Origin of the sequence: Buchnera aphidicola (Hyadaphis tataricae) (assembly GCF_005081445.1) — a bacterium.
Taxonomy (GTDB): Bacteria; Pseudomonadota; Gammaproteobacteria; order Enterobacterales; family Enterobacteriaceae; genus Buchnera; species Buchnera aphidicola_AE.
This window is the reverse complement of record NZ_CP034873.1, coordinates 410,322-424,158: the sequence shown is the minus strand read 5'-3', so window position 1 is coordinate 424,158 and position 13,837 is coordinate 410,322. Positions and strand designations below refer to the sequence as shown.

The window sequence follows — 13,837 nt, the reverse complement described above, 5'->3', positions numbered from 1 at the left end:
GTTTTTATCAATTATTGAAAAATTTTTTTAGACATTAAAAATCAATCAAAAATTCCGTGATTTTGCAAGTAAAATAGCAAAAATTTTATCTTTATTATTAATTGAAATTATTGATATATTGTATTTTACATCATTTTAATATCAGCTCCTAATTGGTTTAATTTTTTGGTAAAAGATTCATAGCCTCTAATTAGATAATCAATTTTATCTACTATTGTGATGCCGGAAGCAATACAGCCTGCTAAAATTAATGTAGCGGATGCTCTCAAATCACTGCAAAATACTTGAGCGCATGATAAAGATTGAATTTCATAGCATTGAATTGTGCTGTTTTGAATCTTTATTCTAGCCCCCATTTTTATTAATTCTGTAACATAATGAAAACGGCTTTCAAATATAGTTTCAGTGATACTACCATTACCTTTCGCAACAACATTTAATAAAGCAAATTGAGCTTGCATATCTGTTGGAAATCCTGGATAAGGTTTAGTGCAAATGTTTAAAGATTGGGGTCTTGTTTCTCTCATATCTAGTTTTATCCAATTTTTTCCTGTGCTAATTTTAGCTCCGGATTCATTCAATTTTATCAATACTTTTTCTAAATGTTGTGGTTGAGTTTTATGGCAAATGATGCAACCCTTTGAGATTGCAGCTGCAACTAAAAATGTTCCTGTTTCAATTCTATCTGGAATAATTTTATGTTCATTTCCTTTTAACTGTGATACTCCTAAAACATATATTTTATTGCTTCCTGCGCCAGTAATATTAGCACCTAAATTATTTAAAAATTTTGCTATATCTACTATTTCAGGTTCTTGAGCTGCGTTATCAATAATAGTTAAACCTTCAGCTAAAACAGCAGCACTGATAAGTGTAATTGTAGCGCCGACACTAATTTTTTCCATTAAAACATATTGTCCTTTAAAACGTCCTTTTATTGAAGCTGTAATACAATCATTTTTGATAGTAATTTTAGCTCCTAATTGAGTTAAATATTTTATGTGTAAATCTATCGGTCGAGCTCCTATATTACATCCACCAGGAAAAAATATTTTAGCTTTCCCGAAACGTGTCAATAGAGGAGCTAATATCCATATAGAAGCCCTAATTTCTTTGATTAAATGATATGGAGCAGAAAAATTATTAATTAAACTGGGATCAATGTATAACACTTTTTCAAATGTAACCCTAGCACCTAAACATATCAGTATTCTTAATGCTATGTTAATGTCTTTTAAATCTGGTACATTTTTAATTGAAATAGCTTTATCTGTTAATATACTCATAAATATAATTGGTAACGCAGCATTTTTAGAACCGGAAATTATAACGTGTCCATTTAAATTTTTATTACCGGTGACATACAATTTAGTCATTGATTAAGCAATCTCTACTTTATTTATATGAATTTTTTCACCTTTATATCTTTAGAATTATTAATTTTCCTCCATTCATCTAATGTATAAGAAAAAATGGATACAGCATGAATGTGCTTGTCTTTGATCATCTGAATTAAAGGTTTATAAACTATTTGCTGTCGTTTTACCGGACTAATTCCATTAAATCTTTCTCCTACAGCAACTATTTTAATGTGATTATCATCACCTGTTACATACACTTTTTTGAGTTTTAATTCATTCATAATTAATGATTTAATTTTTTCATTGTTCATTTTTTAATGTGCTTTAATAATATGTTTATATTTACGTTAATTTTATACAAAAATTTTTGATTGTTTATGTGATTAATATCTTTTTAACTACATTTTTTAAAATTTTGATAAATTGCATTTTTTAATTTAAAATAAAATACAGTAGACATGTTTCTAAGTAGACATGTTTCTATATATTAATCATCTCAATCTATTCAATGATAACTTTGTAAAGTATATGTGTTGAAAAATATCGTGTACTCAATCATTTATGGTCGATTTTATATGTTTTTAATAAAGCTCTGCTTATTTTTATACGTTTTCAAAAAAATTTACGTGTATAAAAGAAAATGTTCATGTTTTAAAAATTACATTCAAGATATAATATTTTAAAATGTAAAATATAAATTTTTTAACGATTTGAATTAAAATTTTAACATTTTTTACAATTTTAAAAAATATTTTTATTGATATTGTCAATATATGCATGTTTTTTTATATTTAATTAATATATTTATTGAAATATATTTGAATAAAAAAAACAATGGAGTCTTAAATATGATGAATTTAATACCTATGACATTAAGAGGCGCAAGAAAACTTCGTCAAGAGCTTCAAGTATTAAAAAATATTAAACGTCCTCGCATTATTGCTGCAATCGCAGAAGCTAGAGAACACGGTGATTTAAAGGAAAATGCTGAATATCATTCTGCTCGTGAAGAGCAAAGTTTTTGTGAAGGACGTATTAAAGAAATTGAAGCCAAACTATCAAACTCTCAAATTATAGATGTAACTAAATTTTCTAACAGTGGAAGAGTAATTTTCGGCTCTACTGTTACTATTTTGAATATAAAAAGCAATGAACAATTCATTTATCAAATTGTTGGTGATGATGAGTCTAATTTTAAAAAAAATTTAATTTCTATTAACTCTCCAATGTCTCGAGGTCTTATTGGAAAAAAAAACAATACTATTGCAGTAATACGTACACCAGCTGGTAATGTTGAATATAAAATTTTAAAAATTGAGTATATTTAAATCAAAAGCTGTTGTTTGTTTCTTTTAATTAAATAATTCTAATCATATGATTGTTAAAAAAAAAACACATCGTTCTAATAATTGGTTATTAAAACATTTTCAAGATCCATATGTCAAGGCAGCCAAAAAAAATAAAATACGTTCAAGAGCTTGGTTTAAATTAGCGCAATTAGATGAACAATATAAATTGTTTAAAACCGGCATGAGTGTCATAGATTTAGGTGCATCACCAGGAAGTTGGTCTCAATATGCAATTCATAAGATAGGAACAACAGGACGTTTAATAGCTTGTGATATATTACCCATGAAACCTATAAAAAGTGTATATTTTTTTCAAGGAGATATTCGTGATAAAAACGTATTACATTTAATTTTTGATTCTCTGCATGATGCTAAATTTAATTTGGTGATGTCAGATATGGCTCCTAATATTACAGGAAATTTTTCTATTGATATGCCAAAAATTATTACTTTATCTGAATTAGCATTGAAAATATCAAGTTATTTTTTATCTAAAAATGGTATTTTTTTGTTAAAATCATTTCAAGGAGAGGGCTTTAATGAACTTCATAATAAAATTCAAAGAGTTTTTAAAAAAATTAAAATTTGTAAACCTAAATCTTCTCGAACGCGATCTCGTGAAATATTTATACTAGCAGTTCGTTAAAATTATAGTATTTACTCTATGTGTTGTGTTGTTGTTTAATATAGATTCAATGAGAGGTTGTTCCTTTGAATGATATTGTTAAAAACTTGATCTTTTGGTTAATTGTAACAGTTATATTAATGTCTATTTTTCAAAACTTCAATACAAATGATGTGAATAATGGTAAGGTTGATTATTCAACTTTTTTATCAGAAGTAAATCAAGATCAAGTTCGTGAAGCGTACATTAATGGACGTATAATTAGTGTTGTTAAAAAAGATAGCAGTAAATATTCTACTTACATACCTATCAATGATCCTAAATTGTTAGATAATCTTTTAACAAAGAACGTAAAAGTAACTGGATCTGTTCCGGAAGATCCAAGCGTATTAATGTCTATTTTTATTTCTTGGTTTCCCATGCTCTTGTTAATAGGTGTATGGATTTTTTTTATGAGACAAATGCATCTAGGTGGCGGAAAGGGTGCAATGTCTTTTGGCAAAAGCAAAGCTCGCATGCTATCAGAAGATCAAATACAAACTACCTTTGCAGATGTAGCAGGTTGTGATGAAGCAAAAGCAGAAGTCAGTGAATTAGTTGAATATCTTAAAGAACCTAGTCGTTTTCAAAAATTAGGCGGAAAAATTCCTAAGGGAATATTAATGGTTGGACCTCCTGGAACGGGTAAAACGCTGTTAGCTAAAGCGATTGCAGGAGAAGCTAAAGTTCCTTTTTTTACCATTTCTGGATCAGATTTTGTAGAAATGTTTGTTGGTGTAGGGGCTTCTAGAGTAAGAGATATGTTTGAACATTCTAGAAAATCTGCTCCATGTATAATTTTTATTGATGAAATTGACGCAGTAGGAAGACAAAGAGGTACAGGATTAGGTGGTGGACATGATGAGAGAGAACAAACTTTAAATCAAATGTTAGTAGAAATGGATGGTTTTGACGGCAATGAAGGAGTAATTTTAATTGCCGCTACAAACAGACCTGATGTTTTAGATCCTGCTTTATTAAGACCTGGTCGTTTTGATCGTCAAGTAATAGTAGCATTGCCGGATATTCGAGGAAGAGAACAAATTTTAAAAGTGCATATGAGAAAAGTACCTTTGTCTAAAGATGTAGATGCGATGATTATTGCGCGCGGTACACCAGGATTTTCAGGCGCTGATTTAGCTAACTTAGTTAATGAGGCTGCACTTTTTGCAGCTAGAATTGATAAGCGTGTGGTTTCTATGTTGGAATTTGAACGAGCTAAAGATAAAATGATGATGGGTTCTGAAAGAAAATCTATGGTAATGAGTGATTTTCAAAAAGAATCTACTGCTTATCATGAAGCAGGTCATGTTATTATAGGAAGATTGGTTCCTGAGCATGATCCTGCACATAAGGTAACTATTATTCCTAGAGGACGTGCATTGGGGGTAACTTTCTTTTTGCCTGAATCAGATATTTTAAGTATAAGTCGTCAAAAGTTAGAAAGCCAAATTTCTACGTTATACGGTGGTCGTTTAGCGGAAGAAATTATTTATGGATCTAAAAATGTTTCTACTGGAGCTTGTAATGATATAAAAGTTGCTACAAATTTAGCACGGAACATGGTAACTCAATGGGGGTTTTCGGAGAAATTAGGACCGTTGTTGTATGCTGAAGAAGAAGAAGAAGTTTTTTTAGGTCGTTCGGTTTCTAAAGCTAAAAATATGTCTGATGAAACTGCAAGAATTATTGATGAAGAAGTAAAATTTTTAATTGAAATAAATTATAAAAGAGCTCGTGATCTTTTAAATGAAAATATTGATATATTGCATGCAATGAAAGATGCTCTAATACAATACGAAACTATTGATTCATTTCAAATTGATGATTTAATGCAAAGAAGAGAAGTTCGTAAACCAAAGGATTGGATAGACACTGATATTAATAATTGATTTTTTTAATTTAGAACATAAATATGTTTTGTAGTATACCCTAGAAAAAAGTTTTTTATCAAGAACATTCATGTATTTTTTAAAATTTTTATATTCAAACAGATCTTAAAATAAGATGAAGTACTAGATTAATTTTGCTTCATCTTATTTTGAATGTAAAAGACATTATAATTTATTGCAAATATAATTATATTTAAATAGCACGGGAACAAAATTGTCATGGCTGGTTTGCAATATTTCAAAACAGATGGTATACGTGGAAAAGTAGGAAAAAGTCCAATGACACCTGATTTTTTATTAAAATTGGGGAAAGCTATTGGCATTGTTTTAGGCAAAAAAAAAGAACAAAAAATCATTATAGGTAGGGATACACGTGTTTCTGGATTGATGTTACAGTCTATTTTAGAATTTGGTGTTTTATCAACAGGCATTTCAACTCTATTGGTTGATTGTATACCTACTCCAGCCATTGCATATTTAACAAAATTTTTTAATGCTTCAGCTGGTGTTGTGATTTCAGGTTCTCATAATCTTTTTGATGATAACGGAATTAAGATTTTTGATAAAAATGGTATTAAGTTAACCAAACAAATAGAACATAATATTGAACAACATATCAACAATGTTCGTTTATATTATCATGCTAAAAACTTTGGTTTTTCTTCTCGAATTCATAACCCTGAAATGCAATATATTAATTTTTGCAAAAAGATTTATCCTAATGATTTTAGGTTATCTAAATTTACTATTATTTTAGATTGTGCAAATGGTGCAACGTATCAAATAGCTCCAAAAATTTTTCAAGATCTAGGAGCAAAAGTAATTACTCTTGCTATTTCTCCTAATGGAATTAATATCAATAATAATTCTGGATCTACTAATGTTGCATATCTTAAGAAAAAAGTTTTATTAGAAAAAGCAGATATTGGTTTAGCTCTAGATGGAGACGGAGATAGAATTATTATGATAGATCACTTAGGTCATATCATTAATGGAGATCATATAATTTATATTATTGCGCAAGAATATTTACAACAAAAAAAAAATATCGGTGGAGTTGTCGGAACCTCTATGACGAACATGGGTATAATTTTAGGATTAAAAAAACTGGGAATTCCTTTTTATACTTCAGAAATAGGAGATCGTAATATATATCAAACTATGTTAAAAAACAGATGTATTTTAGGAGCAGAGCCATCTGGACATATTATTTTATCAGATCAAAATAGTACTGGTGATGGCATTATAGCAAGTTTACAGATTTTATCAATTATGATGAATAACAAAAAAACTTTGTATGAGTTATCACGTAAAATAAAATTTTTTCCGCAAATATTAATAAATATTCCTTGTAAAAAAGAAATTAATTTAGATAAAAACACAAAAATACAAACTATAATTTCTAAGTATAAAAAATTTTTAGGTAAAAAAAGTCGTATTTTAGTTCGTCAATCTGGAACAGAATTATATGTTCGTGTTATGGTAGAAGGAGAAAATTATAGCCAAGTTTCTAAAGCAGCTCATCATATTGCAGAAACAATAAAATTACTTTAAGGTAGTAATAACACATTTTAAATGGTTTCTTTTTTTGTATTTTTGTATTTTTAACATGCATCATATTATTTATATATTATATTGATAATATAAACAATGTAAGTAATTTTATGGTGTATAAATCATTTACGAACAGTAATAATTTTGCATATTTTTTTTTGAAATTAAAACAAATATTTAGTTTTTATAAACAAGGATAATTTTTTATGTATGTATTTTTTTTAACTTGTTTTATTATTGTTTCTATTTGTTTAATTTTCTTAATTTTATTACAACCTGGAAAAGGCATTAATAATTTTTCTAATTCTGATACAATAAATAACATTAAAGTTTTTAATAATATCAGAGCAAACAATTTTATAACAAAAATTATCGCATTTTTTACTTTTTTATTTTTAATGATTAGTATAATTTTATGTAATGTAAATAGTATTCATGATATAGAAAATAACTTTTTTTTAGAAGACTCTACAACAAAAATTATAAAAAATAAACCTTTGATAGAAAAAAAATCATTTCATTCTGAACTGCCTGATTAGTTGTTAGAATGTATGCATTACATAATAAAATCAATAAATATGAAATAATTTTTTACCGAGGTGGTGAAATTGGTAAACACGCTATCTTGAGGGGATAGTGCCGAATAGGCATATGGGTTCAAGTCCCATCCTCGGTACCATTACATGTTATTTTGAAATAATTTTTTGATGAACTATGTCAAATGTTTATTGTAAAAATTTTAAAGAATATATTTTTTTCAATTCATTAATTAATATGTAGGGTGATGTTAAAAAACCCCGAATTTTCGGGGTTTTTTATTAGAATATTTATTCTATTTATACAAAAATTAATATTTTTTTTAAATATTAGTGAGTCATTAATTATATAAACTCTTGATTAGTAAAAATTAGTGTATTAATTATCTAATTTCGTAATTAATTTGTTTGTAATTAATACATGTAAAATGAGTTGTTGTAACTCATTTAAAAAATTTTTATTTTGAGGTTCTTTAAAATGAATAAAGAAATCTTAGCTGTAGTAGAAGCTGTTTCTAATGAAAAATCTCTTCCTCGTGAAAAAATTTTTGAAGCTTTAGAAATTGCATTAGCAACAGCAACCAAGAAAAAATATGAACAAGAAATTGATGTTAGAGTTAGTATAAATAGAAAAACAGGCAGTTTTACTACTTTTCGACGTTGGATGGTAGTAGAAGTAGTAACACAGCCTACTAGAGAAATTACTTTAGAAGCAGCGTGTTTTGAAAGTGAACAAGTATATGTGAATGATTTTATAGAAGATGAAATAGAATCTGTTAAATTTGATAGGATTACAACTCAAACTGCAAAACAAGTCATTGTACAAAAAGTTCGTGAAGCGGAAAGAGTTATGTTAGTTGATCAATTTCGAAAATATATTGGTCAAATTATTACTGGTATTGTCAAAAAAATAAATAGAGATAATCTAACATTAGATTTAGGTAATAATGCTGAAGCGTTAATTTTGCGTGATGGCATGTTGCCTAGAGAAAACTTTCGCATCGGTGATCGTATTCGTGGTATTTTGTACGGAGTTAACCCAGAATCGCGTGGTGCGCAATTATTCATTAGTCGCTCAAAAACAGAAATGTTAATTGAATTATTTCGCATAGAAGTTCCAGAAATTGGAGAAGAAGTCATTGAAATTAAAGCTGCAGCGCGCGATCCAGGTTCACGTGCAAAAATTGCAGTTAAAAGTAATGATAAACGGATTGATCCAGTTGGGGCATGTGTCGGTATGAGAGGCGCTAGAGTACAAGCTGTATCTACTGAATTATGCGGAGAGCGCATCGATATTGTTTTATGGGATGATAATCCAGCTCAATTTGTCATTAATTCTATGGCTCCCGCTGATGTATCTTCAATTGTAGTTGATGAAGATCGACACGCTATGGATATAGCGGTAGAACCTAACAATTTAGCTCAAGCCATTGGTAGAAATGGTCAAAATGTTCGTTTAGCTTCACAAATTAGTGGATGGGAGTTGAACGTCATGACTACAGAAGATCTTCATTTAAAACATAAAGAAGAGGCTGCAGCTGCTTTTAATATTTTTAAAAACAGTTTAAATTTGCATGATAATGTGATTAACGTTTTAGTAGAAGCAGGTTTTTCTTCTCTAGAAGAATTAGCTTATGTACCATTTCACGAATTGTTATCAATTAAAAATTTAACTCAAGAAGAAGCGATTTTAATACGTCAAAAAGCTAAAAATAAAGTTGTTTCAATAGAACTAGAAAATCAAAACACGGTAAAAAAACTTAAAACAGATCAAGATTTATTAAATATTAATGGAATGAATGCAATATTGGCATCACAGTTAGCAGAAAAAAATATCTTTAGTTTAGAAGAATTAGCAAATCAAGGAATAGATGATTTAACCGATATTAAAAATTTAAATGCTGAAGAGGCTGGTTTATTAATTATGACAGCTCGTAATATCTGTTGGTTTGGCAATAAAGTTTAACAATAGGAAGCAATAGTATGACAGATATAAGTATAAAGTTTCTATCTAAAGAAATAAAAATACCAGTACAAGAATTAATACAAGAACTATTAGAGATAAATATAATAAAATCTGAAAATGATTGTATTAGTTCAATAGAGAAAGATGCTTTATTAAAACGTTTAGAATACAAAAAAAAACTATCTTTAAAAACGTTAATTGTGCAAAGAAAAACTCGTAGCACTTTAAACGTTCCTACTTTAGGAGGCAGAAACAAATCTATCACAATAGAAGTAAGAAAAAAAAGAACATATATAAAGAATAACAAGTTCGATAATGATTTATTATCAAAAAATAGCAAAAAAAATAACAAATTGTTTAAAAATGATGTTGTTTTGAAAAAACAAGAAAATAAAAATTTCGAACAATCAATAAAAATGAGTACTATAGAAACAATATATAAACAGCATAAAAATGTTGTAGATTTAAAAAAAATACACGAATCACAATATTTTAAAAACGTCAATCAAGAGGAAAATAATAAAAAAGTTAAAATAGATACTAAAAATATTCGCATCAATACTAAAAATAAAATAAAAGAAAAAAATTTAGATTCTCATAAAAAAATTATAAAAAATCATCATTTAAAGATGTTTTTAAATCATAATGTATCTGATGATAACAGTATTCAAAAAATAGAAAAAGATAAAAGAAATCATAATCGCGTTATTAAAAAAAATCGTTACCAGAAAATTAATAAAAATGCTTTACACGAAAAAAAATATAGAGAAAATAAACATATTATTAACCGTAATAAACTTAAAAATAAAAATCACCCTGTTATTTTACAACAAGCATTTAAAAAACCAGAGTTTATTATTAATAGAGATGTGTTAATTAGTAGTGCTATATCGGTTTCTGAACTAGCTAACAAAATGGCTATAAAAAGCTCTGAATTAATTAAAAAAATGATGAATATTGGTATTGTTGGAAATATTAACTACGTTTTAGATCAAGATACAGCTCAATTAATTGCAGAAGAAATGGGTCATAAAGTTATTTTGCATAAAGAAAATGCTCTAGAAGAAATGATCATGAAAGATCGTGATAAGGGTAATAATATTTCTATTATTAGAGCTCCTGTAGTAACTATAATGGGACATGTAGATCACGGTAAAACATCATTATTAGATTATATTCGTGCAACACAAGTAGCTGCTTATGAAGCAGGAGGTATTACACAAAACATTGGAGCCTATCATGTGAAAACTAATGTAGGTTCTATTACTTTTTTAGATACACCAGGACATTCAGCATTTACCGCAATGAGATCTAGAGGCGTTCAAATTACTGATATTGTTATCTTAGTAGTAGCTGCAGATGATGGAGTTATGCCTCAAACAATTGAAGCAATTCAACATGCAAAAGAAGCGAATGTTCCAGTAATTATTGCGATTAATAAAATTGATAAAACAGATTCAGATATCAGCAAAATAAAAAATGACTTAATGAAGTATAACATACTTTCAGAAGAATGGGGAGGAGACAACATATTTGTTCCAGTGTCGGCTAAAACAGGAGAAGGTATTAATGAATTATTAAATGCTATTTTATTACAATCAGAAATTTTAGAATTAAAAGCCGTTTCTACTGGGATGGCAGAAGGTGTGGTAATCGAGTCTTCTTTAGACAAAGGTCGAGGACCAGTATCTACTGTTTTAGTTACAAAAGGAAATTTAAAAAAAGGCGATATAGTGTTATGCGGTTGTGAATATGGTCGTGTTAAGGCATTACGTAATGAAATTGGAAAAGAAGTTTTGACTGCAGGGCCATCCATTCCTGTAGAAATACTAGGATTATCTAAAGTCTCTTTTTCTGGCGATAAAATTACTGTAGTACGTAGTGAAAAAAAAGCAAAAGAAGTAGCCTCTTATCGTAAAGAAAAATCTAGAGCAATAAAATTATCAGAACGTAATAAAACAAATTTAGAAAACATGTTTGAAAATATTAATAAAAATGATTTTTCTGAATTAAAAATCATTTTAAAATCAGATGTTCAAGGTTCTTTAGAAGCCATATCTAGTGCATTATTAAAATTATCTACGAAAGAAGTAAAATTAAACATTATTAGTTTAGGTATTGGTGGCATTACAGAAACAGATGCTTCTTTAGCTTTAGCTTCAGATGCTATTATTTTAGGATTTAACGTGAGAGCTGATTCATTGGCTAAAAAAATTATTACTGCAGAAAACTTAGATCTTCGTTATTATTCAGTAATTTATGATTTAATTGATGAAGTAAAATCAGCTATGACAGGACTTTTATCACCTAAATATAAACAAAATATTCTTGGGTTAGCTGAAGTTAGAAACATATTTAAATCACCAAAATTTGGTTTAATTGCCGGTTGCATGGTATTAGAAGGCATCATTAAAAAAAGCAATCCAATTCATATATTAAGAAATAATATAGTAGTGTATGAGGGTGTCTTAGAATCATTACGGCGTTTTAAAGAAGATGTTAATGAAATTCGTAGTGGATTAGAATGCGGAATAGGAGTAAAAAATTATAACGACATACATGTTAAAGATATTATAGAAGTATTTGAAATCACAGAAATTAAAAGAAAATTATAAATAACAATATATACTTTATTCGGTAATGTAATTATGGAAAAATTATTTAATCGTTCTGTTCGAATAGCTCAAGAATTACAAAAAAATATAGCCATAATTATACAATATTCACTTAAAGATCCTCGTATTCAAACTATAATTACAGTTTCTGAAGTGCGAGTTTCTCGAGATTTATCTCATGCTCAAATATTTATAAGTTGTTTGAATCAGGAAAACGGCTTGCATATCAACAAGATTTTATTAATTTTAAATAAAGCTTCTAGTTATATTCGTAGACTATTATGCAAACGAATGAAATTAAGAATTATACCTAATATTATTTTTTATCATGATGATTCTTGTTTAAAAGGAAACAATATCGCTTTACTTTTAAATCGACTATCTAATAAAAATGCACAACTTTTTAAGTTATGAAAAAAAAAGGATAGATCAATGTTTTTTCATAAAAAACGACGTGTTGATGGATTTTTATTGTTAGACAAACCACACGGTATATCTTCTAATAAAGCATTACAAATCGTTAAAATTATTTTTCATGCAAAAAAAGCAGGTTATATAGGCACTCTTGATCCTATGGCAACAGGAGTACTTCCGATCTGTTTTGGAGAATGTACAAAATTTGCTCATTATTTAACTGATTTAAATAAAAAATATCATGTTATTGCTAAGTTTGGTGAACAAACGTCTACATCTGATGCCAATGGTATAGTTATAAAAAAACGTCCTATTTGTTTTAGTTATATGAAACTTTGTTTATCTATTAGAAAATTAACTGGTTTGATAGATCAAACACCGCCTATGCATTCAGCAATTAAATATAATGGAATACCCTTATACAAGTATGCGCATCAGGGTTTGAAAATAAAAAGAAATGCGAGAAAAGTTATAATACATAAAATTGATTCTATTTATAAAGAAAATAATTTAATTAATTTCACAGTATTATGTTCAAAAGGCACTTATGTTAGAACGTTAGTTGAAGATTTAGGAGAAATATTAGGTTGTGGTGCACATGTTGTATTTTTGCGTCGTTTGCAAGTCGGAGCATATTCTCATGCTAATTTAACAACAATATCTAATTTAAATAAATTAATAGAACAGCAAGATATAAACAAAAATAATGATTTTCAAGCAATAGATAATTTATTAATGCCTATAGATAGTCCTGTATATTTTCTACCAAAATTACATCTTTCTGAAAAAAAATCATATAACTTTAAATTAGGACAATCAGTAGTAATTAGTTCTGATATTGAAAATGTTTTAGTGCGAGTAATAGAAAAAAATAATATATTTCTTGGTTTAGGAAAAATTATAATGAAAAAAATATTAGTCCCATATAGATTAGTTTCAATTTTTCAAGATTAATTTATTAGCTGTTATATTAATAATTTGCATGATATTATTTTTTTAATATCTTGATTGAGTAATGCTATTTATTTAATAATATTTCAAATAAGTGGAGTACAACATGTCTTTATCTTTAAAAAACAAAAAAAAGATTATTTTAAAATACGGAAAAACTCAACAAAACACTGGACAAACAGAAGTACAAGTTGCTTTATTAACAAATCAAATTAATCATCTTCAAACACATTTTTCTAAACATAAAAAAGATCATTGTAGTCGTCGAGGTTTGTTAAATATGGTATCTCAACGTCGAAAATTACTAGATTACTTAAAAAGTAAAAATATATTGCGTTATACTAGTTTAATTGAAAGTTTAGCATTAAGAAGATAAGTTATTAAAAATACTATATTTTATGACGATTTTTCAAAGGGCTTTATCAGCCCTTTTTTTGCAATTTTTAATTATTATTTGTTAATATAAAATGTTTTATTATGTTAAAATTTTTAAAGTATGCAGTTTATAGCAATTTAAAAATTAGTTTATTTTAAG

Annotated in this window: 12 protein-coding genes and 1 tRNA gene; 11 read left to right on the top strand and 2 right to left on the bottom strand. The window is 27.5% G+C overall.

The features are described from left to right. Positions 1 to 125: 125 nt before the first annotated feature. Positions 126 to 1,376 carry a UDP-N-acetylglucosamine 1-carboxyvinyltransferase gene (murA, locus tag D9V69_RS01925; RefSeq protein WP_158356647.1) on the bottom strand — a complete coding sequence of 417 codons (1,251 nt, stop codon included), beginning with the start codon at positions 1,374 to 1,376 and terminating at the stop codon, positions 126 to 128. A gap of 23 nt (positions 1,377 to 1,399) precedes the next feature. Continuing rightward, on the bottom strand, positions 1,400 to 1,672 hold the full coding sequence (locus tag D9V69_RS01920; protein WP_158356646.1) for a BolA family protein: 273 nt from the start codon (positions 1,670 to 1,672) through the stop codon (positions 1,400 to 1,402). A 537-nt stretch (positions 1,673 to 2,209) separates the two neighbouring features. Here D9V69_RS01920 and greA point away from each other — a divergent pair. From greA to rpsO, 11 genes are all read left to right on the top strand, one after another. Then, a complete protein-coding gene (gene greA / locus D9V69_RS01915; RefSeq protein ID WP_158356645.1) occupies positions 2,210 to 2,689 on the top strand; it encodes a transcription elongation factor GreA in 480 nt (159 codons plus the stop codon). 46 nt (positions 2,690 to 2,735) lie between these two features. Continuing rightward, a complete protein-coding gene (locus D9V69_RS01910; protein WP_158356644.1) occupies positions 2,736 to 3,356 on the top strand; it encodes an RlmE family RNA methyltransferase in 621 nt (206 codons plus the stop codon). A gap of 65 nt (positions 3,357 to 3,421) precedes the next feature. Continuing rightward, complete coding sequence (gene ftsH, locus D9V69_RS01905; RefSeq protein WP_261979616.1) at positions 3,422 to 5,266, top strand: ATP-dependent zinc metalloprotease FtsH; 1,845 nt, start codon at positions 3,422 to 3,424, stop codon at positions 5,264 to 5,266. 219 nt (positions 5,267 to 5,485) lie between these two features. Next, complete coding sequence (gene glmM, locus D9V69_RS01900) at positions 5,486 to 6,820, top strand: phosphoglucosamine mutase (protein WP_158356643.1); 1,335 nt, start codon at positions 5,486 to 5,488, stop codon at positions 6,818 to 6,820. 206 nt (positions 6,821 to 7,026) lie between these two features. Beyond that, the gene (gene secG, locus D9V69_RS01895; RefSeq protein WP_158356642.1) at positions 7,027 to 7,359 is read left to right on the top strand and encodes a preprotein translocase subunit SecG; all 333 of its coding nucleotides are present in this window, start codon (positions 7,027 to 7,029) and stop codon (positions 7,357 to 7,359) included. Between the two features lie 54 nt (positions 7,360 to 7,413). Continuing rightward, a tRNA-Leu gene (locus D9V69_RS01890) sits at positions 7,414 to 7,499 on the top strand. A 335-nt stretch (positions 7,500 to 7,834) separates the two neighbouring features. Continuing rightward, on the top strand, positions 7,835 to 9,322 hold the full coding sequence (gene nusA / locus D9V69_RS01885) for a transcription termination factor NusA (RefSeq protein WP_158356641.1): 1,488 nt from the start codon (positions 7,835 to 7,837) through the stop codon (positions 9,320 to 9,322). Between the two features lie 17 nt (positions 9,323 to 9,339). Next, positions 9,340 to 11,937, top strand: coding sequence for a translation initiation factor IF-2 (infB, locus tag D9V69_RS01880; RefSeq protein WP_158356640.1), 2,598 nt, complete (start codon positions 9,340 to 9,342; stop codon positions 11,935 to 11,937). Between the two features lie 33 nt (positions 11,938 to 11,970). After that, positions 11,971 to 12,351, top strand: coding sequence for a 30S ribosome-binding factor RbfA (rbfA, locus tag D9V69_RS01875; RefSeq protein WP_158356639.1), 381 nt, complete (start codon positions 11,971 to 11,973; stop codon positions 12,349 to 12,351). A gap of 18 nt (positions 12,352 to 12,369) precedes the next feature. Further along, a complete protein-coding gene (gene truB / locus D9V69_RS01870) occupies positions 12,370 to 13,305 on the top strand; it encodes a tRNA pseudouridine(55) synthase TruB (protein ID WP_158356638.1) in 936 nt (311 codons plus the stop codon). A 103-nt stretch (positions 13,306 to 13,408) separates the two neighbouring features. After that, a complete protein-coding gene (rpsO, locus tag D9V69_RS01865; protein ID WP_158356637.1) occupies positions 13,409 to 13,678 on the top strand; it encodes a 30S ribosomal protein S15 in 270 nt (89 codons plus the stop codon). Positions 13,679 to 13,837: the final 159 nt, after the last annotated feature.

What these genes read in the sequence shown, in the direction of transcription:
- murA (WP_158356647.1), bottom strand. Translation starts at nt 1,376, where the DNA reads ATGACTAAATTGTATGTCACCGGTAATAAAAATTTAAATGGACACGTT.
- rpsO (WP_158356637.1), top strand. Translation starts at nt 13,409, where the DNA reads ATGTCTTTATCTTTAAAAAACAAAAAAAAGATTATTTTAAAATACGGA.
- secG (WP_158356642.1), top strand. Translation starts at nt 7,027, where the DNA reads ATGTATGTATTTTTTTTAACTTGTTTTATTATTGTTTCTATTTGTTTA.
- glmM (WP_158356643.1), top strand. Translation starts at nt 5,486, where the DNA reads ATGGCTGGTTTGCAATATTTCAAAACAGATGGTATACGTGGAAAAGTA.
- D9V69_RS01910 (WP_158356644.1), top strand. Translation starts at nt 2,736, where the DNA reads ATGATTGTTAAAAAAAAAACACATCGTTCTAATAATTGGTTATTAAAA.
- truB (WP_158356638.1), top strand. Translation starts at nt 12,370, where the DNA reads ATGTTTTTTCATAAAAAACGACGTGTTGATGGATTTTTATTGTTAGAC.
- rbfA (WP_158356639.1), top strand. Translation starts at nt 11,971, where the DNA reads ATGGAAAAATTATTTAATCGTTCTGTTCGAATAGCTCAAGAATTACAA.
- infB (WP_158356640.1), top strand. Translation starts at nt 9,340, where the DNA reads ATGACAGATATAAGTATAAAGTTTCTATCTAAAGAAATAAAAATACCA.
- D9V69_RS01920 (WP_158356646.1), bottom strand. Translation starts at nt 1,672, where the DNA reads ATGAACAATGAAAAAATTAAATCATTAATTATGAATGAATTAAAACTC.
- greA (WP_158356645.1), top strand. Translation starts at nt 2,210, where the DNA reads ATGATGAATTTAATACCTATGACATTAAGAGGCGCAAGAAAACTTCGT.
- nusA (WP_158356641.1), top strand. Translation starts at nt 7,835, where the DNA reads ATGAATAAAGAAATCTTAGCTGTAGTAGAAGCTGTTTCTAATGAAAAA.